The organism is Paraburkholderia oxyphila NBRC 105797 (assembly GCF_000685075.1).
Classification (GTDB): Bacteria; Pseudomonadota; Gammaproteobacteria; order Burkholderiales; family Burkholderiaceae; genus Paraburkholderia; species Paraburkholderia oxyphila.
Genome location: NZ_BAYD01000015.1, coordinates 1 through 25,030 on the forward strand (window position 1 = coordinate 1; position 25,030 = coordinate 25,030).

Here is a 25,030-nt window from a genome sequence, read left to right on the forward strand (position 1 = left end):
GCGCGAGCCGCGCCGGCGCAAGCGCGCCGGCCGCGGCGGCATGCGTGCCGCCGGCGCCGAGCGCGAGCCACGTCCAGGTCGCGATGAGGCAGGGCGCCGAATAGACGGAGAGGCCCGCGTGGCGCAGCCAGCGCGCGAGCGGCGCGCCTATCCACGCACTGGCCGCCGACGCCAGCAGCGCGAGTGCGACGGCCGTGCCGGCGTCGCCCGCGAAGGTGAACGCCGCCAGTCCCGCGAGCGCACCGTTGAAGCCCGCGAGGCCGTCGCGGATCTCCGTGCGCGGCTGGCCGGCCAGCCGCGCGCAGACGTTGGCCGTCGTCGCGCCGATCAGCGCCGCGCACGCGAGCCGCAGATCGCACAGGGCAAGCGCCGCGAGTACGCAGACGCCGGTGCCGGCGTGCCGCTGCAGGACGATCTGACCGAGGCTGCGCAGGAGCGTGCGCAACGGCCCGGCGAGGCCGGACGGGGCGTCCGTGGCAGAAGCGTCGGTGCGTGGGCTGGCGAAAGCGGCGTCCGGATCGGCTTGGGCGGTCGCTGGGGTGGACATGTTGGGCGAATGGGAGCGAAGAAGGCGCGGACTATGAAATGCGGATTCGGGCAAGCGAGGGCCGCAGCGGACTCAAAACACGGACGAAACTGCGGACCAGAGACGAGGCGGACCCAAGGCAGCGGGCCGGAAACCGCGCCCGGTCGACCCGCTTCGCGAGGATAGGCGAAGCGGGGCGTCTTGCGCATGCGCGGGCGTTGATAGTCGCTATTTGCAAGCGATTGGGCGCCGCTGTGCCGAACTCGCGGTTCTGGTGACGCGCCTGCCTAACGGGCATCGCGTGGCTGGGACGCCGTCTGCGCTACGATGGCCGTAGCGGCCTGGCAGCCGCCCGGCATGAGACCGCGAAGCAAAGAACCCAAGTAAGCGCTCTGCATGGGACCGGAGTAAGCGCTGACTCGGGTCGACCGCGAAGCAAACGACAGGAGACGAATCATGCGTGAGGTACGTTGGGCTTCGGAGGAGGGCGTTGGCATCGAGCATCTGGCCTTCGATGCGAGCGGCGGCGCGATCCGCGTGGAAAGCGTGGTGGTCGGGCAGCGCTACGGCAAGGCGTATGGGCTCTGCTACACGGTGCATTGCGACGCGCTCTGGCGCGCGACTTACGCGGCGTTCCGCGTGATGGGCGGCAAGGCTTTCGCGATGCATGGCGACGGCCACGGCCACTGGCGCGACGGCGAGGGCCACACGCTAGAGGCGATCGAAGGCTGCATCGATATCGACATCGCGGCCACGCCCTTCACGAACACGTTGCCGATCCGGCGTCTGAACCTCGCGCGCGGCGAGCGCCGGGAGATCGAGGTCGCCTATATCGCGGCGCCCGGGCTCGTGCCCAAGCGCGTCGAGCAGGCCTACGTCTGCCTCGAGCCGGATCGCGAGTACCGCTACGAAGGCATCTTCCGCGATTTCATCGCGGACCTGCGCATCGACGAGGACGGCCTCGTGATCGACTATCCCACGCTGTTTCGCCGCCTGCCGCCTCCCACGCGCTGACACGGCGGGGGCGCGCGCAACCGGTGCAGCGGCATCAGGCAGGCGCCGCAAGCGGCCTGGCCTCAAGAGGCTCGACCCCAGTCGTCTCCGCCTTACGCGGCCTGACCTCAAGCGGTCCCGCCTTGCGCGGCCCGACCGGCATCCGTCTTGCCGAACAGCAGATGCTCGATGAGATCGTTGTCGATGGTCTCGTTATTGAGCGTGCGCGCGAGCAGCTCGCCCGCGAGCAGTTGCGGCGAGAACACCATGTCGGGCTGCAACAGGCGCAGGCGCTGCAGGTTGCGGCTGTCGTTCACGAGCGCCACGGTGCGCACCTTCGGCGCGAGCTCCTTGATCGCGAGGATCACGAAGGCATTCTCGGCATCGTCCATGCGCAACGCGAGCACGGCGAGTGCCGTCTCCGCGCCCGCGTGATGCAGCGTGGCCGTGTCGCTCGCGTCGCCTTCCACGAGATCGGCCTCGGGCGGATAGGTGTGCGGCGTGCCCGGCGCGACGATCACCGTGACGGCGTAGCCGCGCTTCTTGAGGCCCGCGTACACGCTGTGCGCGAGCGGCGAGGCCCCGACGATCAAATAATGGTTCTTGCGGGTCACGTTGGAGATGCCTCCCTTCACGATGCGTTTGAGCTTGCCGCCGATCACCGGCCCGAGCACGGCGCTGACCGACGTGGCGAACACGGTGATGCCGAGCACGACGATCGAGGTCGTGAAGAGCCGTGCGGTGTCCGAGCGCGGCACGATATCGCCGTAGCCCACCGTCGACATCGACACGATCGAGAAGTAGAACGCCGTGACGAGCGTGCGGATGGGCGGCTCGAAGCCGTCGCCGAGATAGAGCGCGCCGAACACCGCATAAATGAGCAGCGAGCTGATGCTCAGGAATGCGAACAGCGTGCTGGCGGCGAAGCTCGAGCGGTCGAAGCGCCGCCAGTAATAGACGAGCGCGAAGGCCAGCGCGAGCGTGAAGGCGAACACGACACTGCTGCGGTAGTCGCCCCACAGGCTGATGCCGGCGGCCGCGGCGAGCAGCAGGAGCGAGATCCCCCACGCCACGCGGGCGCGCAGCGCAATGCCGATCGCCATCGTCGTGAGGCCCGCCGCGATCACGGCCTGCGGCAGCGCGAGCACGCCGAACGCGTTGATGAGCGAGATCCAGTCCTCGAACCACGAGCCGCGCGAATGGCGCAGCACGTTTTCGGCCACGGGTCGCAGGAGCATCAGCCCGTCGACGACGAGCAGCAGCGCGAGATACCCATGCGGCACGAGCTGGGTGGCGAGCGTGCGCAGGCGGCGCGCGAAGGCTTTCATACGGCCAACGGCTGGCAGGGCGTTACGCGCCGTGCTGGGCCGTCGGGCCCGCCGCCGGCAGCGCCGCTTGTGCGGCTTGCGTGGCGCGAGCGGCTGGCTCAGCCTGCGTCTGCACGATATGCAGCTCGCGCGCGCGCAGCGGCAGCGCACATTGCGCGTCGGTCAGCGCCTGGCGCACCTTGCGCGAGAGATTCCAGCGCATGTCCCAGAACGTGTCGATGTTGGACCAGACGCGGATGTTCAGGACCGCGGTGCTGTCGTCGAAGCGGCTGACCATCACCTGCGGCGCGGGCGTTGGCAGCACGTTCGGTTCGGCGGCGGCGAGCGTGCGCAGCACGTCGATGGCACGGTTCACGTCGTCGCGCACCGAGACCTCCACTTCGAGGTCGAGGCGCCGCGTGGGATTGCGGCTGTAATTGCGGATCGAATTGCTCCACAGCGCGCTGTTGGGCACGTATTCGCAGATGCCATCGGGCTTGGTGAGGCGCGTCGTGAAGAGATTCACTTCCTCGACGGTGCCCGCGACGCTGACGCCACTGCCGCCATCGATGTAGTCGCCCACCTTGAAGGGCCGCAACAGCAGCAACATGATGCCCGCGGCGATGTTCTGCAGCGTGCCTTGCAGCGCGAGGCCGATGGCGAGGCCCGCGGCGCCGAGCACGGCCACGATGCTCGCGGTCTGCACGCCCACTTGCGAGAGCGCGCCGACGATCGCGACGAGGCGCACGCCCCACAGCGACGAGTCGCGCACGATGGGGCGCAGCGTGGCGTCGATACTGTCCTGGCGCGCGAACCAGTTGCCGACGCGCCGCGCGATCCACCAGCCGATCCAGAGTATCGCCGCGGCTGCACAAAGGCGCAGCGCGAAGCCGGTGAGGGCGTCCCACAGGAAGTTCCAGTTGGACGGGTGAACTTGATTGAACAGGGATTCCATAAGCGCGAAGTCCTCGAAGTCTGCCGGACCGGCGCGCGGCCGGCCTGCCTGGAGGACGTATTGTAAGGGCGCGCGTGCAGCATCGAGCCGCACGGTGCGCACTTCTCACTCGATATTGCGCTCAGTTTCCCGCTCAGTGGCGCGCGCTCTTGTGCGCCGTTGCCTCCGGCAAGGTGCGCTGGCCTTCGCCCAGCGCGCGCTGCATGAGGGTCGTGTCGCGCCAGGCGTCGTGCTTGAAGCCCACCGAGCGCAGCGTGCCCACGAGTTCGAAGCCGAGACTCTCGTGCAGCGCGAGCGAGCCGCCCTTCGGGTCGGCGACCACGGCAATCATCTGGCGCCACGGGCCGGCCTCGCAACGCGCAATCAGCGCTTCGAGGAGCGTGCGGCCGAGGCCGCGTCCGCGAAACGCCTCGTCGATGTAGATCGAGTCTTCGATGGTGTAGCGGTAGGCCGCGCGAGGCCGGTAGGGCGTGGCGTAGCAATAGCCGGCCACCCGGCCGTCGATCTCGGCAACGAGCCACGGCAAGCCATGCTCGCACACGGCGGCGTGGCGGCGCAGCAACTCGTCCTGCGCGGGTGGCGTCTCTTCGAACGAGGCCGCGCCATACAGCACGTGATGGGCGTAGATTGCCGCGATGGCGGGGAAGTCGGCGGGCGTGGCGTCGCGCAGGAGCGGCGCGGCGATGCGAGGTGCATTCATGAGCTTGGTGCGGGGTTGGAGCGCTTTCGTGGGCGCCGCGCGGGCGATATCGGCATCAGGCATGGGCAGCGCGGCAATGCTTTTCACTATGCCTTGGACGGGCGATGAAAAGAAGCGCGCCAAAAATGGTGCGGTCCTTCGAGAACGTTCCGGTTGCGCTGCGGCAACATTTCGACGGCGCTTCTACAACGTCATCCGCGTTGCGCCTGCGGCGCGCGGTTCGATGCCGGAGCACCGCGGCCGAAGCGGCGCGCCCCGGCCACGCAGCCGATCACCACGACAGTCACGGCGATCATCGCGGGCGGCACGGCCTCGTGCAGCAGCAGCGCGGCGAGCACGAAGCCGAAGAACGGTTGCAGCAACTGCAGCTGGCCTACGCCCGCAATGCCGCCGAGCGCGAGGCCGCGATACCAGAACACGAAGCCGATCAGCATGCTAAAGAGCGACACATAGGCGAGCCCCCACCACGAGGCCGCGCTGACCGCCGCGAACGAGGCGGGCAAGCACCACCAGGCGAGCGGCACCATCACCGGCAGCGAGATCACGAGCGCCCAGCAGATCACCTGCCAGCCGCCCAGGTGCCGCGAGAGCCGCGCGCCTTCGGCATACCCGAGTCCACAGGCGACGATGGCGGCCAGCATCAGCGCGTCGCCCCCGGGCGACGCATCCACGCCGTGACGCAGCGCGAACGCGACCACGGCGCCGCTGCCGATGGCCGAAAAGACCCAGAACGCCGGCTGTGGACGCTCGCCGGCGCGCAGCACGCCGAAGATCGCCGTGGCGAGCGGCAACAGGCCGACGAAGACGATTGCATGTGCCGAACTCACATGGCGCAGCGCGAGCGCGGTGAGGAGCGGAAAGCCCACCACCACGCCGAGCGCCACGATCACGAGCGGCCAGACCTCGCGCCGTTCGGGCCGCGGCGCGCGCAAGACGAGCAGCAGCAGCGCGCCGAGCGCGCCCGCGATCGTGGCGCGCGCACCGGTGAGAAAGAGCGGGTCGAGTCCGAGCACGGCCAAACGCGTGGCGGGCAGCGAGCCGCTGAAGATGAGGACGCCTGCGAGGCCGCAGAGCCAGCCGTCGGTGGTGGAATCGAGGGGTTTGCGCATGGATGGTGTAGTCGTGAAGAGCCTGTGCCGGTCGGGCCATGATGCGCGTTCGGCGGCAAACCGGTAAGCCAAGGATCAGTACAATATGGGCAAACTGTATTGAACACGGAGCAGTACAGATGGAAGACACCCGGCAGACAGCAAACCTGGCGCTCACCCGCGTCGAGCAGGTGATGCAGGCGCTGCGCGAGCGCATCGCCTCGCGCGCGCTGGCGGCGGGCGCGCGCGTACCGTCCATCCGCACGATGAGCGAGCAGCTCGGCGTCTCGAAATCCACGGTGGTGGAGGCGTACGAACGGCTCGTCGCGGAAGGCGCGCTCATCGCGCGGCGCGGCTCGGGCTTTTTCGTGGCGGGGCACGCGCTGCCGGGCGCGCAGGGAGCTTATGGGGCATTCGCGGCGCGCGGTCTGCCGGGTCCGCGCCTCGATCGCGAGATCGATCCCTTGTGGCTCACGCGCCAGTCGCTCGAAACCGATGCGCGCGCGCTGCGGCCCGGCTGCGGCTGGCTGCCCGCTTCGTGGCTGCCACAGGATGCCGTGCGGCGCGCGTTGCGCGCCATCGCCCGCGACCCGCGCGCCCAGCTCACCGACTATGCCTCGCCGCTCGGGCTGCCGGCGCTGCGCCAACAACTGGCGTGGCGGCTGGCGCAGCACGGCGTGGAAGCCGCGCCGGAGCAGATCGTGCTCACCGATGGCGGCAGCCAGGCGCTCGACCTCCTGTGCCGCTTCCTGCTCGAGCCCGGCGACACCGTGGTGGTCGACGACCCGTGCTACTTCAACTTTCAGGCGCTTTTGCGCGTGCACCGCGTGAAGGTCGTGAGCGTGCCCTATACGCCCGCGGGCCCCGATCTCGCGGCGTTCGAGCGCGTGCTCGCCGAGCACCGTCCGCGCCTGTACGTGACCAACTCGGCGATCCACAACCCCACCGGCGCGGCGCTCGCGCCCACCGTTGCGCATCGGCTGCTCAAGCTCGCCGAGGAATACAAGCTGTTGATCGTCGAGGACGACATCTTCGCCGACTTCGAAACCGATCCGGCGCCGCGCCTTGCTGCCTTCGACGGGCTTGCGCGCGTCGTGGCCATCGGCAGCTTTTCGAAGACGATGACGGCGGCGGCGCGCTGCGGCTATATCGCGGCGCGCGCGGACTGGATCGAGCCGCTCGTCGACCTGAAGCTCTCGGTGTCGTTCGGCAATGGGGAGCTGGCCGCGGATCTCGTGCAGCGGCTGCTGGTGGACGGCACGTATCGGCGCTATCTGGATGGCCTGCGCGCGAAGCTCGCCGACGCAATGGGCGACACGTTGCGGCGCCTCGCGGCGGCGGGCGTCACGGCGTGGACGCGCCCGCAGGCCGGCATGCTGCTGTGGGCGCAATTGCCCGATGGGCTCGATGCGGCGCTGGTCGCGCGCGAAGCGCTGGCGCACGGCGTGGTGCTCGCGCCGGGCAACGTCTTCAGCGTCTCGCGCAGTGCGGGAAGCTTCCTGCGCTTCAACGTTTCGCAGTGCAATCGGCCGAAGGTCTACGAAACGCTGCAGCGCGCGATGGAGCGGGCCTCGGAGGCGAAGGCCGAGCCTGCTTGAGCCCGCTTGAGCCTGCGAGGGCATGGCGGCAGCGCGGCGCTTTTGTGCGTCGCGCCGCGCCCTTATCCGCGTGCTTGCCCGGTCAGGGCTCGTGGCGCAGATACCCTTCCTTGCTCGGATCGCGCATGCGCCACGACACGATCAGCGAGACCGCGCACAGCGCGGTGACGTACCAGTAGAACGTCGACTCGCTGCCGATCGACTTGAACCACAGCGCCACGTACTCGGCCGAGCCGCCGAAGATGGCGTTGGCAACCGCATACGAGAGGCCCACGCCCATCGCGCGCACTTCGGGAGGGAACATCTCCGCCTTGATGAGGCCGCTGATCGACGTGTAGAAGCTCACGATCGCGAGCGCGACCACGATGAGCCCGAACGCGGCCATCGGGCTCGACACGTCCTTGAGCGCATGCATGAGCGGCACCGTGCCGAGCACCGAGAACGAGCCGAACAGGATCATCGACATGCGCCGGCCGATCTTGTCGGAGAGCGCGCCGAACACCGGCTGCAGCAGCATGTAGACGAACAGCGCGCCGGTCATCACGTTGCTGGCGGTTTTCGCATGCATGCCGGCCGTGTTCACGAGGTACTTCTGCATATAGGTCGTGAACGTGTAGAAGATCAGCGAGCCGCCCGCGGTGAAGCCCACCACCGTCAGGAACGCGCCCTTGTGCTGCCACACCCCGCGTATCGTGCCGGCGTCCTTCTTGTGGCGCGATTCGCTCGTGGAGGTCTCGTCGAGCGACTTGCGCAGATACAGCGAGATCAGCGCGGCGGCCGCGCCCACCACGAACGGAATGCGCCAGCCCCACGCCTTGAGCTCCTCGGTCGAGAGCGTCTGCTGCAGGATCACGAGCACGAGCAGCGCGCAGAGCTGGCCGCCGATCAGCGTCACATACTGGAACGAGGCGAAGAAGCCGCGCCGGCCCTTGAGCGCGACCTCGCTCATGTAGGTGGCGCTCGTGCCGTACTCGCCGCCCACCGAGAGCCCCTGGAACAGGCGCGCAATCAACAGCAGCAGCGGTGCGAACGCGCCGATCTGCGCATAGGTCGGCAGGGCCGCGATCACGAGCGAGCCGCCGCACATCATCAGCACGGAGATCATCATCGCGGCGCGGCGGCCGTGGCGGTCGGCGATGCGGCCGAACAGCCAGCCGCCGATCGGGCGCATCAGGAAGCCCGCCGCGAACACGCCGGCGGTGTTCAGCAACTGGGTCGTGGTGTTGCCGCTCGGGAAGAAAGCGGGCGCGAAATACAGCGCGCAGAACGAGTAGATATAGAAGTCGAACCACTCGACGAGATTGCCCGACGAGGCGCCGACGATGGCGAGCACGCGTCTGCGGGTGTCGTGCGCGGTGGGCACGGCTGGCTCGGTCTTGACGTCCATGGGTGGGTCTTTTCCTGTGTAGTGCGCTGGGTGATGCGCTTATTGGGGCACGACGGCTGTGTGAGCGTCGCGTGCGATTGCGCGGACCGCCCTGTCAGGCGCGCGGCCACAGGATTTTAGCTAATCGTAATATTTTTGCCAGAAAACGTAAGGTTGGCGCGCGCACGCTGAACACGGGGGCGCGCCCGGGCGCAGTGGCGCCGGCAGGGGCAGGACATGCGGCCTACGCGCGGCGCGCGGGAAAGGGGGGCGGGGCGGCCGGGGTGTCAGCGCGCCGCCGCGGAATTCAAGGGTGCTTGCGCAGCGGTACGTCGCGCAGTAGCCACGCCAATGCGAACGCAAACACGACCACGCACGCCGCCGAGAAATAGACCGTGTGCAGCGCACCGGCGAACGCATCGAGATACTGGGTGTGCACCGCAGGCGGCAGATGATGGATCGCATCGGGTGTGAGCGGCTGGGGCAACTCGACCCCGCTGCTCAGCATGGTTTCGAGGCGTGCATTCAGCCCGTGCGAGAACACTGCGCCGAATGCGGCCACGCCCACCGAGCCGCCAATCGAGCGAAACAGCGTCGCGCCCGAGGTGGCCACGCCCATATGCTTGAACGCCACGGTGTTCTGCACCGCGAGAATCAGCACCTGCATCACCATGCCGAGACCGCAGCCGAGCAGGCCCATATACAAATACATCCGGGTGATCGGCGTTTCGATGCGCAGTTGCGCGAGCAGCGTCATCGCGGCGGCCACGAGCGCGGTGCCGACGATCGGGAACATCCGGTACTTGCCGATCTTGCTGATGAGCCTGCCCGAGATGATCGACATGATCAGCACGCCGCCCATCATGGGCAGCATCTGCATGCCGGCCTCGGAAGGCGTCGAGCCCTTCACGACCTGCAGATAGAGCGGCAGGAAGGTGACCGAGCCGAACAGCGAGACGCCCACGATGAAGCCGATCAGGCTCGAGAGCACGAAGGTGCGCTCGCGAAACAGCTCGAGCGGCATGATGGGCTCGACGGCGTGCTTTTCCTCGTGGATGAAGCCCGCGACGGCCACCATGCCGAGCACGAGCGTGAGCCATAGCTGCGGCGAGCTCCACGGCAGCAGCGAGCCGCCTTCGCTCGTGAAGAGGATCAGGCAGGTGAGTGCGGCGGCGAGCCAGCCTGCGCCCATATAGTCGATCACGTGCTTCACGTGCGCGACGCGCGGCTTGAACACGGCGCCGATCACGGCGAGCGCCACGGCGCCCAGCGGCAGGTTGATATAGAAGATCCAGCGCCACGAGAGATGCTCGACGAGAAAGCCGCCGATGAGCGGTCCGATCACGGTCGCGAGGCCGAACACGCCGCCGAACATGCCCTGGTACTTGCCGCGCTGCGCGGGCGGAATGACGTCGCCGATGGCGGCCATCGTTACCACCATGAGGCCGCCGCCCCCGATGCCCTGCAACGCGCGCAGGACGATCAGCTGCTCCATGTTCTGCGCCACGCCGCATAGCGCGGAGCCGAGCAGGAAGATGGCGATGGCGGCCTGCAGCACGATCTTGCGGCCGAACAGGTCGCCGAACTTGCCGTACAGCGGCACCACGATGGTGGAGGTGAGCAGGTACGCGGTGACGACCCACGAGAGCCGGTCGAGCCCGCCCAGTTCGCCGACGATGGTGGGCAGCGCTGTCGAGACGATGGTCTGGTCAAGCGCGGCGAGCAGCATGACGAGCAGCAACGCCGGAAACAGCAACCGGATCGGGGGATGCCCGGTTGCATGCGTGGGGCGTTGTGCGGCCTGGGTCGTGTCTTGCATGGGGGATTGCATCGGGATTCTCCCGCTTTTCTCGATCGTTTCGAGATCGCCTTCGATCTTGAAATTAATTAACTTGAAGATTAATATTAGGATAATTCTCAACGGCCGTCAAAGGCCGAAAACGTAACCCGATGAAAGAGCCCAAAGCGCGCGTGGCAGCCCCGCGCACCGTCCGATCTGCCACGAAATCCGCCACGAAGCCGGTCAAATCGCCGGAAGTGCCCGCAGTGGAGGCAAACTCCGCCGCCGGCAAGCCCGCGCCGCGCCGGCCCGGCCGGCCGAGCGGCGGCGTGGGTGGTGCCGAGCAGCGCGAGCGTCTGATTGAAGCTGCGCTCGCGCTGTTCGCGCGTCAGGGCATCGTCGACACCACGCTTTCCGCGATCGCGCGCGAGGCTGGCGTCACGCCCGCGATGGTGCACTACTACTTCAAGACGCGCGACCAGCTGATCGACGTACTCATTGACGAGCGCTTCCTGCCCTTGCGCTCGGCCACAGGCGGCGTCTTCGAGGCCCATCCCGACGATCCCGTGGCCGCGCTCACAGCGCTCACGCTGCGCTTCGTGGAAGTGGGGCAGACGCATCCGTGGTTCGCGCCGCTGTGGATACGCGAGGTGATCAGCGAGGGCGGCTTGCTGCGTCAGCGCATGCACGAGCGCTTCGGGCACGAGCAGCAGCGCGCGGCGCACGAGGCCATCGCGCGCTGGCAGCGCGAAGGCAAGCTCAACGCGGCGCTGGAGCCGTCGCTGTTGTTCCAGTCGCTGCTCGGGCTCACACTGCTGCCGCTCGCCACGGCGCACGTGTGGCGCAACGACCTCGTGCCGCGCCGCGTCGGCGCCGAGGAGATCGCACGCCACGCCGTGGCGCTGATGACCCAGGGCATACGGCCTGCATAGCAGCACGATTGGCGTTCGCGCAAGGTGCCGCGCATCGCGGCGCGGCGGTATTCATCCGATCGAGGTCCACTCTGACTTCCGCACAGCCCGTTCATGCTCCTGTCGTGGTTTGGTTCCGCGACGATCTGCGTCTGGCCGATCAGCCGGCGCTCGCCCATGCGGCCGCCACGGGGCGGCCGCTGATCTGCCTCTATGTTCACGATCCTCACGCGGCGGGCGAGCGCCCGCCCGGGGGCGCGGCGCGCTGGTGGCTGCACGAGACGCTGCGCGCGCTCGACGCGGCGCTGCGCGAGCGCGGCGGCCGGCTCCTGCTGATGCAAGGCCCCGAGAGCGAGATGCTCGAAGCCTGTGTCACGGCGAGCGGCGCCGCCGGCGTGTTCTGGAACCGCCGTTACGGCGGCAACGAGCGCGACGCCGACGCCAGATTGAAGGCGCGACTGCGCGCGCGCGGCCTTGAGGCCGAGAGCTTCAACGGTACGCTGCTGTACGAGCCGTGGACGGTGCTCAACCAGTCCGGCGAGCCGTTCCAGGTGTTCACGGCCTGGTGGCGCGCATGCCGGCGCGCCGGCGATCCGCCGCCGCCGCTGCCCGCGCCGCAACGGTGGAATTTTCAATCGCTACCGGCACGTCTTACCCAATTCGCATTGAAGCTCGACGATCTCGGCCTCGCGCCGCGCAAGCCCGATTGGGCCGGCGGCCTGCGCGAGGCCTGGCCGGCGGGCGAGGAAGCCGCACTCGAACGTCTGCACGCGTTTTTCTCCGACGATTTCGAGGCCTACGCAGGCGAGCGCGACGCACCGGGGCTCGCGGCGACCAGCCGCCTTTCGCCGTATTTGCGCGTGGGTGCGCTCTCGCCGCGTCAGGTGTACGCGGCGCTGAAGGCGGCGCAACACGACGTGACAGCGGGCTCGCCCGCGAGCCGCGAAACGAGCGCGGAAAAATTCTCCAGCGAACTGGGGTGGCGGGAGTTCTGCTACTACCAGCGTTACCACTATCCCGATCTGGCACAGCGCAATCTGCGTCCGGCGTTCGACGCCATGCCGTGGCGCCGCGACGCCCGCGGCCTGCGCGCGTGGCAGCGCGGCCTGACGGGCTATCCGTTCGTCGACGCCGGCATGCGCGAGCTGTGGCGCACCGGCTGGATGCACAACCGCGTGCGCATGGTGGCCGCCTCGTTCGCGACGAAGCATCTGCTGCTGGACTGGCGCGTCGGCGAGCAGTGGTTCTGGGACACCCTCGTCGACGCCGACCCGGCCAGCAATCCGGCCAACTGGCAATGGGTCGCCGGCTCCGGCGTGGACGCGGCGCCGTACTTTCGGATCTTCAACCCCGTCTTGCAGGGCCAGAAGTTCGATCCGCGCGGCGCTTACATCAGGGAATGGGTGCCAGAGCTCGCGGCATTGCCCGACCGGCTGATCCATCAGCCCTGGAAGGCGAGCCAGGAAGACCTGCAAGCGGCGGGCGTGCGGCTCGGCGTGGACTACCCGCTGCCGGTGGTCGAGCACGAGATGGCACGCGCGCGGGCGCTCGAGGCGTTCGCGAAAACCGGCAAGGCGCGAGGCAAGCCAGCCGGCCGCGGGCAAAAAGAGAGCGAATGAGGGGGCAAACGGGAAGGGCACTCAGCCGATTCGCATAGGCACGCCGACATATGCCCCTGTCATCGGCGTGACTTTGATTGCGGCTAACGTGCGCGGCGCTGGGCTGAACGCACGGCATCGGGATTGCTCTAATTGGGCGAGCGGGTGCGTTGCCCGTAGTGTGTTGCCCGCTGCGAACCGCGCGCCCATTGCGCCGCGCGGCAAGCCAAACAGACAGAACGGCATTCAAGCAAACACAATGAACGCAGTACACAAGCTCGACCAGACGACCATCGTGCTGGTCGAAGACGACCCGCAAAGCCGGGATTCCCTGACTTCCTTGCTGGAGGCTGAGGGCGCCCACGTAGTTGCGGTGGAGGACGCCGAAGCCGGCGTCGAAGCGGCTCTGAGCCTCATGCCCGACGCAGTGGTCTGCGATCTGGACCTGCCCGCGATGGACGGTTTCTACCTGATCCAGCGCCTGCGCGACCATGAAATCCGCGGCGATCACGCCCCGGCTGTCGCGGTGGCGCTCACGGGCCACACCGACGAAAGCTGGCGCCTGCGCAGCATCGGCGAAGGCTTTCAGCACTTCATGACCAAGCCGGCGAGGCCCGAGGCGCTGGTGGCGTTGCTGAGCGACGCAATCGACGCGCGCCAGCTGCCTTGAGCGGTCAAGGGCGGAGCGGTATCAGGCGAGATCCTGTGCCGCTCAGGACTGTGCGGTGGCCTTCACGGCTTGCGCGCTATCTGCGCCGGCCGCTTCGGCCTGAGCCGCCTGGCATTGCGCGCAGACGCCCTTGAGCTCGATGCCGTCGCCGGAGAGCCGGTAGCCCGCGGCTTCGATCTGCGCGACCAGCGCCTGGCGCAGCTTCGGCTCGTGCAGCTCGGTGACATTGCCGCATTGCTGGCAGACGACGAGGATGCCGTGCTGGCACTGCGTGAGATCGTGGCAGACGGTGAACGCGTTGATCGATTCGATGCGGTGGACGAGTCCCGCCGACAGCAGGAAGTCAAGTGCGCGATAGACCGTGGGGGGCGCCGATCCCGGATGGATCTGGCGCATTTCGTCGAGCAGCGAGTAGGCCTTGGTTGCGCGACCGGAGGTGAGCAGCAGCTCGAGCACCTTGCGGCGGATCGGCGTGAGCTTTTCGCCGCGCTCGCGGCAGTAGGCCTCGGCCATCGCGAGCGCGCTTTCGAGCGACGCGCCGTGCGCGCCATCTGCACCATTCGCGCCGCCCTCGCCATGATGGTGATCGTGCGCTTCGTGGGCGTGATCGTGATCATGCGCGTGGCCGTGCGGGGCCGCGGTGTCCGGGGACGGTTTTGCTGTCTTCATGCTGCGATTATACGGGGCACGCCGCGCCTGCGCTGGCGCGCCTGGGCGCCGCCCGCCGCCCGGGCGCGCTCAGGTCAGCGGCAGGTCGACGTACTTGCGAAAGCCCTGACGCTGCGCGAGGCGCTGATACCAGCGCTCGAGGTTCGGCAACGCGGGCCGCTCGATGCCTTCGAGCCCGAACCAGCGCCGCGCGAATGAGCCCAGCACGATGTCGGCGAGCGAGAAGCGCTCGTTTTCAAGGAAGAAGCGGCCTTGCAGATGGTGGTCGAGCAGCGTCCATAGCGCGGCCACGCTTTGCACATCGGCTTCGATCTTCGCGGGGTCGCGCTTCTCGGGCGGCGTGCGCACGAGTGCGAAAAAGAGCGGCCGCTCGGTGGGCGCGAGCGTGCCGATCGACCAGTCGAGCCAGCGCTCGATCGAGGCGCGCACCTTCGGGTCGGCCGGGTAGAGCAGGCTCGAGGGGCCGTATTCCATGGCCAGATAGCGCAGGATCGCGTTCGATTCCCACAGCACGAAGTTGCCGTCCACGAGGGTCGGGATCTTGCCGTTCGGGTTCATCGCGAGGTAGGACGGTTCGTCGAGGTGGCCGAACTGGCCGCCCGCGTCGATACGTTCGAACGGCAGCACGAGCTCGTCGCAACACCACAGCACTTTCTGGACGTTCACCGAGTTGGGGCGTCCCCAGATTTTGATCATCTGGTGCTCTCTCCTTTGCAGCAAAAATATTGGCGCGCGATGCGCCGCGATATCTGGCGCAGGCGGCGCGCGGTACGGCCCCGTTAGATGGGGGCCGGGACCGCAACGATACACGATTCGCGCGGCTTTTTTGTTCCGCGATTGCGCGAGCCTGGCACATCGCTGGACTTCGTTCAGGCTGCGCATATCGGGCTCGTCGATTACCGGGGGCCGCGCCCACCCATCATAAGCCGATCGTTTCCGATAGTAGACGAGCCTTCTGCCCTGGCATGGTGGCTAACGTCCGCCTGGCACTGACGGCGCTCAAATCCGTGACGATGTTCAAGCGCTATGTTCCACAGACTGACAGATCGAAGGAACGGCGGCATGGCCAGGAAGAAGGCAACTATTGTGTCACCGGCGGCGCCTGCAACGCTGCTGGGCGACATTCGGGCACTGATCGAGGCGTCGCGCCAGCGTGCCGCCCTGGCGGTCAATGCGGAGTTGACCCTGTTGTTCTGGCGCATTGGCCGGCGCATCCATACGGAGGTGCTGGCCGGGCAGCGGGCCGGCTACGGCGAGGAAATCCTGCCGACGCTGGCCGCGCAGCTTGTGCGCGACTACGGGCGCAGTTTCGCGGACAAGAACCTGCGCCGCATGGTGCAGTTTGCAGTCACTTTTCCGGCCGAGCCAATTGTCGTGACGCTGTCACGACAATTGAGCTGGTCGCATTTTGTTGCGCTGATCCCGCTGAAAGACCCGTTGCAGCGGGACTATTACGTGCAAATCTCCTGCGCTGAGCGCTGGAGTGTGCGAACGCTGCGCGAGCGTATCGACTCGATGCTGTACGAGCGCACGGCGCTGTCGAGGAAGCCGGATGCGTTGATCGCGCAGGAGCTGGCGACCCTGCGCGATGCGCAGCGCATGTCGCCGGCGCTGGTGATGCGTGATCCATACATTTTCGACTTCCTGGGGCTGCAAGACACGTGGCAGGAAGGCGACCTTGAGGCCGCGATCATCCGCGAAATGGAATCCTTCTTGCTGGAGCTGGGGGCGGGTTTTAGCTTCGTCGCCCGGCAAAAGCGTATCCAGATCGACGACGAGGATTTTCATCTTGATCTGCTGTTCTACAACCGCAAGCTGCAACGGCTGGTAGCGGTTGAGTTGAAGGTGGGTGAATTCAAGGCAGCGTACAAGGGGCAGATGGAGTTGTATCTGCGCTGGCTGGACAAGTACGAGCGGGAGCCGGAGGAAGCCTCGCCGCTGGGGATCATTCTCTGCACGGGCAAGAAGTCCGAGCAGATTGAGCTGCTCGAGCTGGACAAGTCCGGTATTCACGTTGGCGAGTACCTGACCACCTTGCCCTCGCGCGCGGTGCTGGTCGAGCGGTTGCATCGGGCAGCGCAGCGGGCGCGGTTGCAGATCGAACAGCGCAAGAGCGACAGCGACTAATTCTGTTCCGATCCTGGGGGCGCGCGCAGATGCGTAGCGCAGGTACGTAGAATAGTCCGCTGCACGACCTGGCTGAATCTGGCCGAACCCGGCAAACCGCGACGAGGACCGTCCATGGCCCGCATTGTCCCCGACGACTGGCAGCATCTGGAAGCGACCGGCGCCGCCGCGCGCGAACGCGAGACGCTCGTGCTCCTCGAGCGCGGCCTGCCCGCCGGCTACACCGTCTATCACGGCGTGCACTGGACGCGCCTCACGGAAGGATTCTCCGTGTTCGGCGAGGCCGACTACGTGATCGTGAGCCCGTCCGGGCGCGCGCTGATCGTCGAGCAGAAGACGGGGTTCCTGCGCGAGACGAAAAACGGCCTCGTGAAGGCGTATCTGCAGACCGAGCGCAATGTCGCGGTCGGGCTCGCGCGCACGGTGGAAGCATTGCACCTGCGCTTCACGGCCGCGTTCGGCGTGGGCAACTACGGTCTCGAGGCGCTCTTTTACTGTCCCGACCATGCGGTGCGCGAGCCGGCGATTGCGGGCGTGCAGCCCTCGCGCATCGTCGACGCCACGCGCAAGTCGCAGCTCGCGGCCATCGTGCGCGAGGCGCTGCCCGCCGACGAGCCACGCTTGCCATGCGCCGCGAAGATCCATCATTTTCTCGCCGACGAGCTCTCGCTCACCCCCGACGCCAGCGCGCTGGTGGGCGCGGCGGGCACGCTTGTCACGCGGCTGGCGGGTGGGCTCGCCACGTGGGCGCGCCGCCTCGAATTCGAGCCGTTTCGCCTGCGCGTAATTGGCACGGCGGGCTCGGGCAAGACGCAGCTCGCGTTGCAGGTGATGAATGATGCGCTCGCGCGCGGCGCACGCACGCTCTATGTGTGCTTCAACCGGCCGCTCGCGGACCACATTGCGAAGGTCGCGCCGCCCGAGGCAAAGGTGGCCAACTACCATCAGCTATGCGACTGGGTCTCGCGCGACGGCGGCCATGTGCCCGACTTCGAGGGCACGAACGTCTTCGACGATCTGGAGCGGCGCTTCGCACAGGCGCCCATCGACGCGCGCTGGCAGTTCGACGTGGTGATCGTCGACGAGGGGCAGGACTTCCAGCCGGCGTGGGTCGATGCGCTTGCGCGCCTGTTGCGTCCGGGCGCGGCGTGGTGGTGGCTCGAAGACCCGCTCCAGAACCTCTACATGCGCGAGCCCGTGGCCTTGCCCGGCTGGACCGTGCTGCGCGAGACCACCAATTACCGCAGCCCGCGCGACATCCTCGCGTTCTTGCGCGAGGCGGCGGGCGAGGCCGTGCCCGCGCTCGCGCAGCATGCGGCGGGCAGTCCGTTCGACGGCTCCGAGGTCACGCTCGCCGTCTGGGACGAACGCGCCGAAACGGGCGCGGGAGGCAGGGTGGGGGATGGCGAGCAGGAGCCCGCCTTGGTCGCGGCGACCAAGCGCGCGATCACGCAGGCGCTCTCGCTCGGCTTTCGCAAGCAGGACATCGTGGTGTTGTCGTTCCGCGGACGCGAGCATTCGCATTTCACGGCGCTCGACCATCTGGGACCGCATCGGCTGCGCAGCTTCACGGGGCAGTACGACCTGTTCGGCAATCCGCAGTATCGCGATGGCGACGTGCTGCTCGATTCGATCTATCGCTTCAAGGGACAGTCAGCGCCTTGCGTGATCCTCACGGATGTCGACTTCGAGACGCTCGACGAGCGCACGGCGCGCAAGCTCTTCGTGGGTACGACGCGCGCGACCATGAAGTTGATTGTGGTGGCGTCGGCGCGCGCCGCGCGGGCGATGGGGCGCGATCCGGCGACGGCCGGCGAGCACGCTGTGTCAGGGGCAGTGGCCTCTATAGCCGCGCGCGAGAAGCGGTGAGACGCGGAGCCGGACCACCCGCGTATCAGCCCCAGGCCGACGCGCCGATCTGCGTGCCCGCGCGCGCCTGGGCGTTCCACCAGATCACGCGCAACAGCGGTGCGAGCCGCGCGATGTAGATCGCCTGCACCGGGTCGCTCTCGATGAAATGCGTCACGCCGCAGCGCACTGCGGCGGCAGCCTTGTGCGCGGCTGCGCCCGACGGCGTGTCGTCGTGCTCGCCCGGCGCGCGCATCATCAGCTCCAGATGACCGAAGCCGTGCCGGTCGAGCCATGCCTGGGTGCGCTCGCGGTCGATTTCGGGGCGGCCGGTGATGATGGCGCGCGCGTGCTTCACGTCGATGTCCGGCACGCGCTCGAGCGGCAGCAGTGCGTCGCGCTCGGCAAGCGCCGCTTCGAGATCTTCGTCGTAGCGCGAGAGCGGAATGTCGGGCAGGAGAATGCCGTCGAGGTCGATCGCGTAGACCGCGTATTCGTGATCGTCGCCCATGCCCGTGCCTTCGCGCGAGCCCTCGCGCGACCAGTCGGCGCGATAGCGGTCGGTGTAGGCCTGGCGCTCCCAGGGGAACAGCGCGAAATAGCCGCTCGCGTCGATCGAATAGTCGGGGCGCAGCCGGCTCAGGTCGTCATACGCGCCCGTGAGCGTGCGCACCACGAGGCCGTGCTCGCGCAGGAACGCGATGCAGTCGACGAGCGTATGGCCCCGTCCGGCAATGTCCTCGCACACCAGCACCTTCGAGCCCGGCTCGGGCATGGGCAGCGTGGAGTCCCAGCGCACCTCGCGCGTCTCGCGCGAGTAGCGCAGGAAGGCCACGTTCGCGCCGGTCGCGTGCGAGACCATCAGCGCGAGCGGCGCGCCGCCGCGCAGGATGCCGACGACCGCAGCGAAATCCTCCTCGATCAGCAGCGGCTGCAGCGATTCGACCCAATGGTCGAGCTGTTCGTAGGTGAGCGGAACGACGGGTTTGTTCATGGGACGGGGGTGACAGTGCGATGACGGTCTGTTGCGCCACGCGGCCGCGTGCTGCCGATGCGTGCGTCAGCGAACAAGACCTCTATTGTCGGATTAATGTTTGACGATATTATGCCTATGCTTGCCGGCTCATGCAGACCGGCACGGTGCGGGTCACTCAAAGGGCCATATCGTAGAGCTGCACGCAGGACTGCGCGCAGGGCTGCGGCATGACCACACAATGAATATTGCGCCAGGGGAGCGAGAGCCATGCAGGATCCTGTTGTCGGGCAAGACGGCCGGCACGAAGCCCGGCCCGCATGCCGCGAGCGCCGGCGTTTCACGGCTGCGCTCGCGGGGCTGCTGGCGGTGGCCGCGTTGCCGGTGCCCCGGCTCGCACTGGCCGCTTCGGACGGCTCGCTTCAGCTCGACGTGAACGGCGAAGTGCGCGTGACCAATGACGCTGCGCACACCGATTATCACTTCAGTGAGGCGGCGCTGCTCAAGCTGCCTGCGCATTCGATCGTGACGTCCACCACCTGGACGCCGCGCTCGACCTTCACGGGCCCGCTGCTTTCGGACGTGCTCAGTACCGTGGGCGCTTACGGCAGCCAGATCGAAATTCACACCATCGACGACTACACTTGCGTCGTGCCCGTGTCCGACGCCGCGCGCTACGGCGCGGTGCTCGCCTACGAGATGAATGGCAAGCGCCTGAAGGTGAGCAATTTCGGTCCGCTATTCCTGATCTATCCGCGCGACCAGTTCCCAATGGAACTCGACGGCGCGGCGGGCGACGCCAAGTTCGCCTGGCAGATCGTTTCGATGACCATCAAGCAGTGAGAAGGTGATGCGACGTCCGCTGCGGCGCCTGCTGCATGTGCTGATCTGGGTTGCCGCGCTGGTGCCGCCGGTGGTGGCCGTGGGCTATCTGCTCTACGCGAACCTGCTCAATCCCAACGTGGTCCAGCGCCTGACCGGCAACTACGACGGCCTCTACTGGGACGCCGCGCAAATGCAGATCGCCTACGCGCGCTTCGAGAGCCAGTTGCTGATCTACGCCGACGGCCTCGACCGCGATGTCGACAAGGTGCGGTTGCGCTATGAAGTCCTGCAGTCCAAGCTCAACGTGATGAAGAGCACGACGCGCAAGCTCGCGAACAAGCCTGAGCTCATGAAGCGCCAGCAGGCCGATCTTGCCGCGATCCATGCCGCGATTGTGCCGTTCGACGCCGAAATCGCGACGCTGACCGAGAATCCCGAGCGCGCGGTGCCCATGCTGATGGTGCTCGACGCGCAGTGGGCCCAGGTGACCGATCTCGCGTTGAGCCGGCGCTTCGCCGACGTGACCGAGCGCGAAGGCATCCGGCGCGACTTCATCGCGAAGCGCCGCGAAATGTTCGCGGCGGGCCTCGTGCTGCTGATGCTCTCGGCGGCGGCGGCGGTGCTGCTCGTGATGAACGGCTACCGGCGCACGCGCCTGATCCGGCAGCAGCACGCGGCGCTCGAGGCCGAGCACCAGGCAAGCCGCGCCGCGCGCGAGGCAAGTACGGCCAAGGACGCGTTCCTCGGCATGATCAGCCATGAGCTGCGCACGCCGCTGCACGCCATCGTGTCGTCGATCGAGCTGCTCGGCTTCAACTCGCACTCCGAGTCGGACAGCAAGGTGATCCAGCGGCTCGAAACGGCCGCGCGCCAGCTCGAGGCGCAGATGAAGGACCTCACCGACTACGCGCGCCTTGGGGCAGGCAAGCTCGAATTGCGTCAGGAAGCGTTCGACCCGCGCGAGCTCCTGCAGTCGATCGTCGACGAGAACGAGCAGGCCGCGCGCGCTCGCGGCCTCGCGTTCGAGTACGCCTGCCACGGCGTGCATCGGCGGCTCGTGGCCGATCCGCACCGCATCCGCCAGATCGCCAACAACCTCGTGACCAACGCGATCCGCTACACCGAGCGCGGCGCGGTGCGCATCGAGTTCGTCAGCGGGGCGGTCGTGCATGTCGGCGTGCCGCTCGCGCAAACGTTGGCGATCATCGTGAGCGACACCGGTCCGGGCGTGCCCGCCGCGCAGATTCCGCTGATCTTCAAGGAGTTCACGCAGCTCGATACCTCGCGTTCGCGCCGCTACGAAGGCGCCGGCATGGGGCTCGCGATCGTGCGCGGGCTCGTCGACCTGTTTGGCGGCACGATCGAAACCGACAGCCGCGTCGGCAGGGGCACGACCTTCACGGTGACGATTCCGGTCACGACAGTCGTGGCGCCGGTCGCCGACGTGCTCGCGCGGGCCCCCCACGACGAGGCGCAGCAGCAGGTGCTGGTGGTGGACGACAACCCGCTGGTGCGCGAGTCGCTCTGCGAGATGGTCGCGCACATGGGCTACACGGCACTCGCCGCCGACGACGCGGACAGCGCGCTGGCCCGCCTCGACGAGACGCGTTGCGGCGTCGTGCTGCTCGACCTGCATATGCCGGGCCGCGACGGCTACGCGTTCGTGACGGGGCTCGAGGCGCGCGAGGGCGCGGGGATTGGCGAGCGTCCGCGCGTGATCGCCGTGAGCGCCGATGTGCCCGCGCTCGCGGCCGCTGCCGCCGACAGCGAGAATCCGTTCTTCGACTTGTTGCCCAAGCCGGTGCACTACGAAGTGCTGCGCACGGCGCTGCTGCGCGCGCTCGATGCGCCGCGCGCGCAGCGTGCGCCGCATCTGCCGACCCTACCGGATACGCAGCAGACGTCCGGCGAAGCGCGCGAGAAGCTTGGGACCTGAGCAGCCAGAAGCGCACGGCGCAGAGCACGCGCTGGCGGCGCGCCCTGGGGGCGCGCCAGCCTGGCAGTCCTGGTAATTTTTGCGATGCGGCTGGTGTCAGCCGCGATTGAGGCGCTTGGAAAGATCGGCGACGAGAATCGCCATGCGCGCGGGCTTTTCGTAGCAGGCCACGTTGTAGTGGCGCACCACCTGGCTGATCTCCGACTCGCTTGCCTTGCCGGTCAGCAACTCGCCGGTGAGCACGAAGATGGGCGCGTCGGGGTTCTCTGAGGCGCGCACCTTGCGGATCGCCTCGGCGGAGGTCTGGCTGCCGAACAGCCAGTCGATCACCACGCCGTCGAACACGTTGTGCTCCAGCGCATGATCGAACGCCGCGAGGCCATAGAGTGCGTGCGCCGTGTAGCCGCAATGTTCGAGATAGTCGCGCAGGTTGTCGGCGGATGACTGATCGTCGTCCACCACGGCGATGAGCGGCTTGTCGGACTCGGCGCGGCGCGGATAGATCTCGATCTTGTGAACTTCGCGCGCGTTCTGATAGAGCGCGCCGTCGGGGCGCACCACGCGCCACTGCCCCTGCTTCTCGTAAGCGACGAAGTCGGGGCGGCTGCCGGGCTCCACGGGCGCACCGATCCAGGCCGTGCAGGCGAGCTCCACGGCGCTCACGCACAAGAGCGCTTCCTGCGCGCTCGCGCCCACCATGCCGGGGTCGAGCAGCTGCGCGCCGAACAGCTGCCCGGCCGGCTCGCCGAACGCCTCGGCCACTTTCTTGATTTGCGCGAGTGTCCACGGGCTGTTGCCGCGAAGCTTGCGGTGGCCCTGCGAAAAGCTCAGGTCGAGGATGCGGCACAGCTCCGTCGTTTGCTGACGTTTGCCGATGCCATGACGGCTCATCAGCTCGCGTACGCGTTCTGCGACCGAGACCGAGTCGGTTGAATGTTCAACGTTCGACATGCTGCAAATGGGGGAGGATCGAGGGTCGGTTTGGGCTAATTATCTCGTGCCGCGCCGCCACTGCCGGAAGAAATAATTCTGACAGGCGTGGGCGGACATTATTCTAAACGCATAATTTTACAGTTGCGTAAGTTTTAAGCGGCAACATACGGTGACGTACATTATCTTGGCGCAACAATCGTTCCTGGGGCAAGCGGCGGCGCCAATGAGTCCGCGCGAGCGCGATTGTATTTGCGACAATAGCCGTTCTACGCGAATTCCCCGGTCTGGGCCGCGGGCCTGTCTACCTGGCGGGGCAGCACTCGCATCGGGATCGGGGCGATGCCGTGAGGAAAGATTGAACGAAATGACCAGCAAGCCAGCACAGAAACCGGTGGGTGAGGACGCAACGTATCGCGGCCACGATGCCGGGCCACTCGAGGTCCGCCATCGTGACGTGCCGTACTACAGCCAATGGGGCAGCCCGGACTGGGTGGCGCGCATCGTCGAAGAGGGCGCGGACCCGTGCGACGATCCGGGCTGGCGCGCGAGCGGCTTCGCGCTGCCCGGCGACTACCGCTTCTGGGCAAAGCGCCTGTGCGGGCTGACCTGCTTCGAGTCCGCGCTCGACTACTGGGGCATTGCCCACGCGCCGCGCGCCGGGCTGCTCGAAGATGCGCTGCGCCACGGCGTCTATCGCATGCGCGAGGACGGCGGCGTGGACGGCCTGATCTACCGGCCATTCGCGGCATGGGCCGAGGCGGCGTTCGGCGTGCGCGTGGAGGTGATGACCGACGAGGACATCGAGGCGAGCGCCGCGCGCCTGAACGCCGACACGCTCGCGATCGTCTCCGTGAGCCCCGAGATTCGCTATCCGGAGCGCGCGAACGCGCATCGGGGCGGCCATCTGATCCTGCTGCACGGACGCAGCGATGGCGGCGTGTGGTTCCACAATCCCTCGGGCGTCGCGCCGTATCAGGCCGATGCCTGGCTATCCTATGAAACCGTCGCGCGCTTTCACGCGCGGCGCGGGATGGCGCTCACGCGCCTGGCGTGAGCGCCACCCGGGCGATGATAGACGAGCAAGACGCGGGCAGTGCCGCCCACTGTGCCCGTCTCTACATCAAGCCGGCTGCAGTCCCCCCAGCAACTGCCGCACGCGAGACAGATCGCGATTGATCGCGCCCGCGTCCTCGAAGAGCGCCGCGAGCCAGTCGACGAATACGCGCACGCGCGGCGAGACCTGGCGCGACTTCACGAACGCGACCGAGACGGGCGTGGGCAGCGGCTTCCACTGCGGCAGCACTTCGACGAGCGCGCCGCTGTCGAGATAGGGCTGCGCCGCGAGCAGCGGCGGCTGGACCAGCCCATACCCTTGCAGGCCGCAGGTGAGATAGGCGAACTCGTCGGAGACATGCACGAAGCCGTCCACCTTCACCTTGGTCGCGCTGCCGTCCACTTCGAAATCGAACTCGAAGGGGCGGCCCGTGAGCGGCGAAATGAAATTCACCACGGGGTGCCGCGGGAGATCGTCGAGCGATTGCGGCGCGCCATGGCGCGCGAGATACGCGGGGCTCGCGCAGGTCACGTGTTCGAGCACGCCGAGGCGCCGCGCGGCGAGTCCCGAGTCGGGCAATTCGCCGAGCTGGATGCTGCAGTCCACGCCTTCGCCGACGAGGTCGACATTACGCAGGCTCACGCCGATCACGAGATCGATCTGCGGATAGCGCGCGTGGAAATCGTCGAGCGCGGGCAGCACGATCGCGTTGGCGATCAGCCCCGGCATCTCCACGCGCAGCCGGCCGCCGATCGCGCCCGGCGACTGGCGCACGCTCGCTTCGGCATCGTCGATGTCGGCAAGGATTTGCGCGGCGCGCTCGTAGTACGCGGCGCCTTCGGGCGTGAGCGAAAGACGGCGCGTCGTACGCACGAGCAATTGCGTGCCGAGCAGCGCTTCGAGGCTCTGCATCAGCGTGGTTGCACTGGCGCGCGGCATGTCGAGCGATTGCGCGGCTTTGGTGAAACTGTTGGTATCGACGATGCGAACGAAGGTGCGCATCGCCTGGATGCGGTCGATCACGGGCGAGCTCCTGAGTCTAGTTAGGACTGCTTGAACGAATTCCGCGCTACGGCAGAAAAGGGGTGAACCGCAAAGCGGCATAAGCGCTTCGCGGCGCCGGCGTCTCGCGGAATGGGCGCGCGGCGGTTAAGCAACGATGTCGGTTCAATG

General features: G+C 67.6%; 22 protein-coding genes. 10 read left to right on the top strand and 12 right to left on the bottom strand.

Features of this window, described 5'->3' with window-relative positions:
• Positions 1-547: urea transporter (locus tag BO1_RS50795; RefSeq protein ID WP_167338337.1), on the bottom strand; the 547-nt coding region annotated here is incomplete at its 3' end.
• A 435-nt stretch (positions 548-982) separates the two neighbouring features.
• Here BO1_RS50795 and BO1_RS12840 point away from each other — a divergent pair.
• Positions 983-1,540, top strand: coding sequence for a putative glycolipid-binding domain-containing protein (locus BO1_RS12840; RefSeq protein WP_028217908.1), 558 nt, complete (start codon positions 983-985; stop codon positions 1,538-1,540).
• Between the two features lie 107 nt (positions 1,541-1,647).
• Here BO1_RS12840 and kch read toward each other — a convergent pair whose 3' ends face one another.
• The 4 genes from kch to BO1_RS12860 form a co-directional block, all read right to left on the bottom strand.
• Complete coding sequence (kch, locus tag BO1_RS12845; protein WP_028217909.1) at positions 1,648-2,847, bottom strand: voltage-gated potassium channel protein; 1,200 nt, start codon at positions 2,845-2,847, stop codon at positions 1,648-1,650.
• Between the two features lie 22 nt (positions 2,848-2,869).
• Complete coding sequence (locus BO1_RS12850) at positions 2,870-3,781, bottom strand: mechanosensitive ion channel family protein (protein WP_028217910.1); 912 nt, start codon at positions 3,779-3,781, stop codon at positions 2,870-2,872.
• Between the two features lie 133 nt (positions 3,782-3,914).
• Positions 3,915-4,481: a GNAT family N-acetyltransferase gene (locus BO1_RS12855; RefSeq protein WP_028217911.1), complete on the bottom strand. Its 567-nt coding sequence runs from the start codon at positions 4,479-4,481 to the stop codon at positions 3,915-3,917.
• Between the two features lie 191 nt (positions 4,482-4,672).
• Positions 4,673-5,590, bottom strand: a complete 918-nt coding sequence (locus BO1_RS12860; protein ID WP_028217912.1) for a DMT family transporter — start codon at positions 5,588-5,590, stop codon at positions 4,673-4,675.
• Positions 5,591-5,709: 119 nt separating this feature from the next.
• On the opposite strand from BO1_RS12860, the gene BO1_RS12865 reads away from it, so the two are divergent.
• On the top strand, positions 5,710-7,167 hold the full coding sequence (locus tag BO1_RS12865; RefSeq protein WP_028217913.1) for an aminotransferase-like domain-containing protein: 1,458 nt from the start codon (positions 5,710-5,712) through the stop codon (positions 7,165-7,167).
• Positions 7,168-7,249: 82 nt separating this feature from the next.
• On the opposite strand, the gene BO1_RS12870 is transcribed toward BO1_RS12865, so the two are convergent.
• Together BO1_RS12870 and BO1_RS12875 are read right to left on the bottom strand one after the other, a co-directional pair.
• Complete coding sequence (locus tag BO1_RS12870; protein ID WP_028217914.1) at positions 7,250-8,554, bottom strand: MFS family transporter; 1,305 nt, start codon at positions 8,552-8,554, stop codon at positions 7,250-7,252.
• Positions 8,555-8,840: 286 nt separating this feature from the next.
• Positions 8,841-10,352 carry an MDR family MFS transporter gene (locus BO1_RS12875; RefSeq protein ID WP_322788525.1) on the bottom strand — a complete coding sequence of 504 codons (1,512 nt, stop codon included), beginning with the start codon at positions 10,350-10,352 and terminating at the stop codon, positions 8,841-8,843.
• A 131-nt stretch (positions 10,353-10,483) separates the two neighbouring features.
• On the opposite strand from BO1_RS12875, the gene BO1_RS12880 reads away from it, so the two are divergent.
• The 3 genes from BO1_RS12880 (at position 10,484) to BO1_RS12890 (ending at position 13,492) form a co-directional block, all read left to right on the top strand.
• Positions 10,484-11,245: a TetR/AcrR family transcriptional regulator gene (locus BO1_RS12880; protein WP_028217916.1), complete on the top strand. Its 762-nt coding sequence runs from the start codon at positions 10,484-10,486 to the stop codon at positions 11,243-11,245.
• A gap of 53 nt (positions 11,246-11,298) precedes the next feature.
• Positions 11,299-12,843 carry a cryptochrome/photolyase family protein gene (locus BO1_RS12885; RefSeq protein WP_043284718.1) on the top strand — a complete coding sequence of 515 codons (1,545 nt, stop codon included), beginning with the start codon at positions 11,299-11,301 and terminating at the stop codon, positions 12,841-12,843.
• Between the two features lie 238 nt (positions 12,844-13,081).
• Positions 13,082-13,492 carry a response regulator gene (locus BO1_RS12890; protein WP_084687934.1) on the top strand — a complete coding sequence of 137 codons (411 nt, stop codon included), beginning with the start codon at positions 13,082-13,084 and terminating at the stop codon, positions 13,490-13,492.
• A gap of 42 nt (positions 13,493-13,534) precedes the next feature.
• Here the strand turns inward: BO1_RS12890 and BO1_RS50800 are convergent, their stop codons facing one another.
• Both BO1_RS50800 and BO1_RS12900 read right to left on the bottom strand, forming a co-directional pair.
• Positions 13,535-14,161, bottom strand: a complete 627-nt coding sequence (locus BO1_RS50800; protein ID WP_043284685.1) for a Fur family transcriptional regulator — start codon at positions 14,159-14,161, stop codon at positions 13,535-13,537.
• 69 nt (positions 14,162-14,230) lie between these two features.
• Positions 14,231-14,857: a glutathione S-transferase family protein gene (locus BO1_RS12900; protein WP_028217919.1), complete on the bottom strand. Its 627-nt coding sequence runs from the start codon at positions 14,855-14,857 to the stop codon at positions 14,231-14,233.
• A gap of 366 nt (positions 14,858-15,223) precedes the next feature.
• Between BO1_RS12900 and BO1_RS12905 the strand changes: the two genes are divergently transcribed.
• Together BO1_RS12905 and BO1_RS50805 are read left to right on the top strand one after the other, a co-directional pair.
• A complete protein-coding gene (locus BO1_RS12905) occupies positions 15,224-16,288 on the top strand; it encodes a PDDEXK nuclease domain-containing protein (RefSeq protein WP_028217920.1) in 1,065 nt (354 codons plus the stop codon).
• A 114-nt stretch (positions 16,289-16,402) separates the two neighbouring features.
• Positions 16,403-18,157 (top strand): ATP-binding domain-containing protein, encoded by a 1,755-nt coding sequence (locus tag BO1_RS50805; protein ID WP_084687921.1) that lies wholly within the window; start codon positions 16,403-16,405, stop codon positions 18,155-18,157.
• Positions 18,158-18,182: 25 nt separating this feature from the next.
• On the opposite strand, the gene BO1_RS12915 is transcribed toward BO1_RS50805, so the two are convergent.
• On the bottom strand, positions 18,183-19,130 hold the full coding sequence (locus tag BO1_RS12915) for a phosphoribosyltransferase (protein WP_028217921.1): 948 nt from the start codon (positions 19,128-19,130) through the stop codon (positions 18,183-18,185).
• A gap of 249 nt (positions 19,131-19,379) precedes the next feature.
• Between BO1_RS12915 and BO1_RS50810 the strand changes: the two genes are divergently transcribed.
• Positions 19,380-19,952: a molybdopterin-dependent oxidoreductase gene (locus BO1_RS50810; protein ID WP_084687922.1), complete on the top strand. Its 573-nt coding sequence runs from the start codon at positions 19,380-19,382 to the stop codon at positions 19,950-19,952.
• A gap of 7 nt (positions 19,953-19,959) precedes the next feature.
• Complete coding sequence (locus BO1_RS50815) at positions 19,960-21,870, top strand: ATP-binding response regulator (RefSeq protein WP_063744680.1); 1,911 nt, start codon at positions 19,960-19,962, stop codon at positions 21,868-21,870.
• 96 nt (positions 21,871-21,966) lie between these two features.
• Here the strand turns inward: BO1_RS50815 and BO1_RS12930 are convergent, their stop codons facing one another.
• Positions 21,967-22,821, bottom strand: a complete 855-nt coding sequence (locus BO1_RS12930) for a helix-turn-helix domain-containing protein (protein ID WP_028217922.1) — start codon at positions 22,819-22,821, stop codon at positions 21,967-21,969.
• 346 nt (positions 22,822-23,167) lie between these two features.
• On the opposite strand from BO1_RS12930, the gene BO1_RS12935 reads away from it, so the two are divergent.
• Positions 23,168-23,857, top strand: coding sequence for a C39 family peptidase (locus BO1_RS12935; RefSeq protein ID WP_084687923.1), 690 nt, complete (start codon positions 23,168-23,170; stop codon positions 23,855-23,857).
• Between the two features lie 66 nt (positions 23,858-23,923).
• Here the strand turns inward: BO1_RS12935 and BO1_RS12940 are convergent, their stop codons facing one another.
• Entirely contained in the window at positions 23,924-24,880 is a 957-nt protein-coding gene (locus tag BO1_RS12940; protein ID WP_028217924.1) for a LysR family transcriptional regulator, read from the bottom strand.
• Positions 24,881-25,030: the final 150 nt, after the last annotated feature.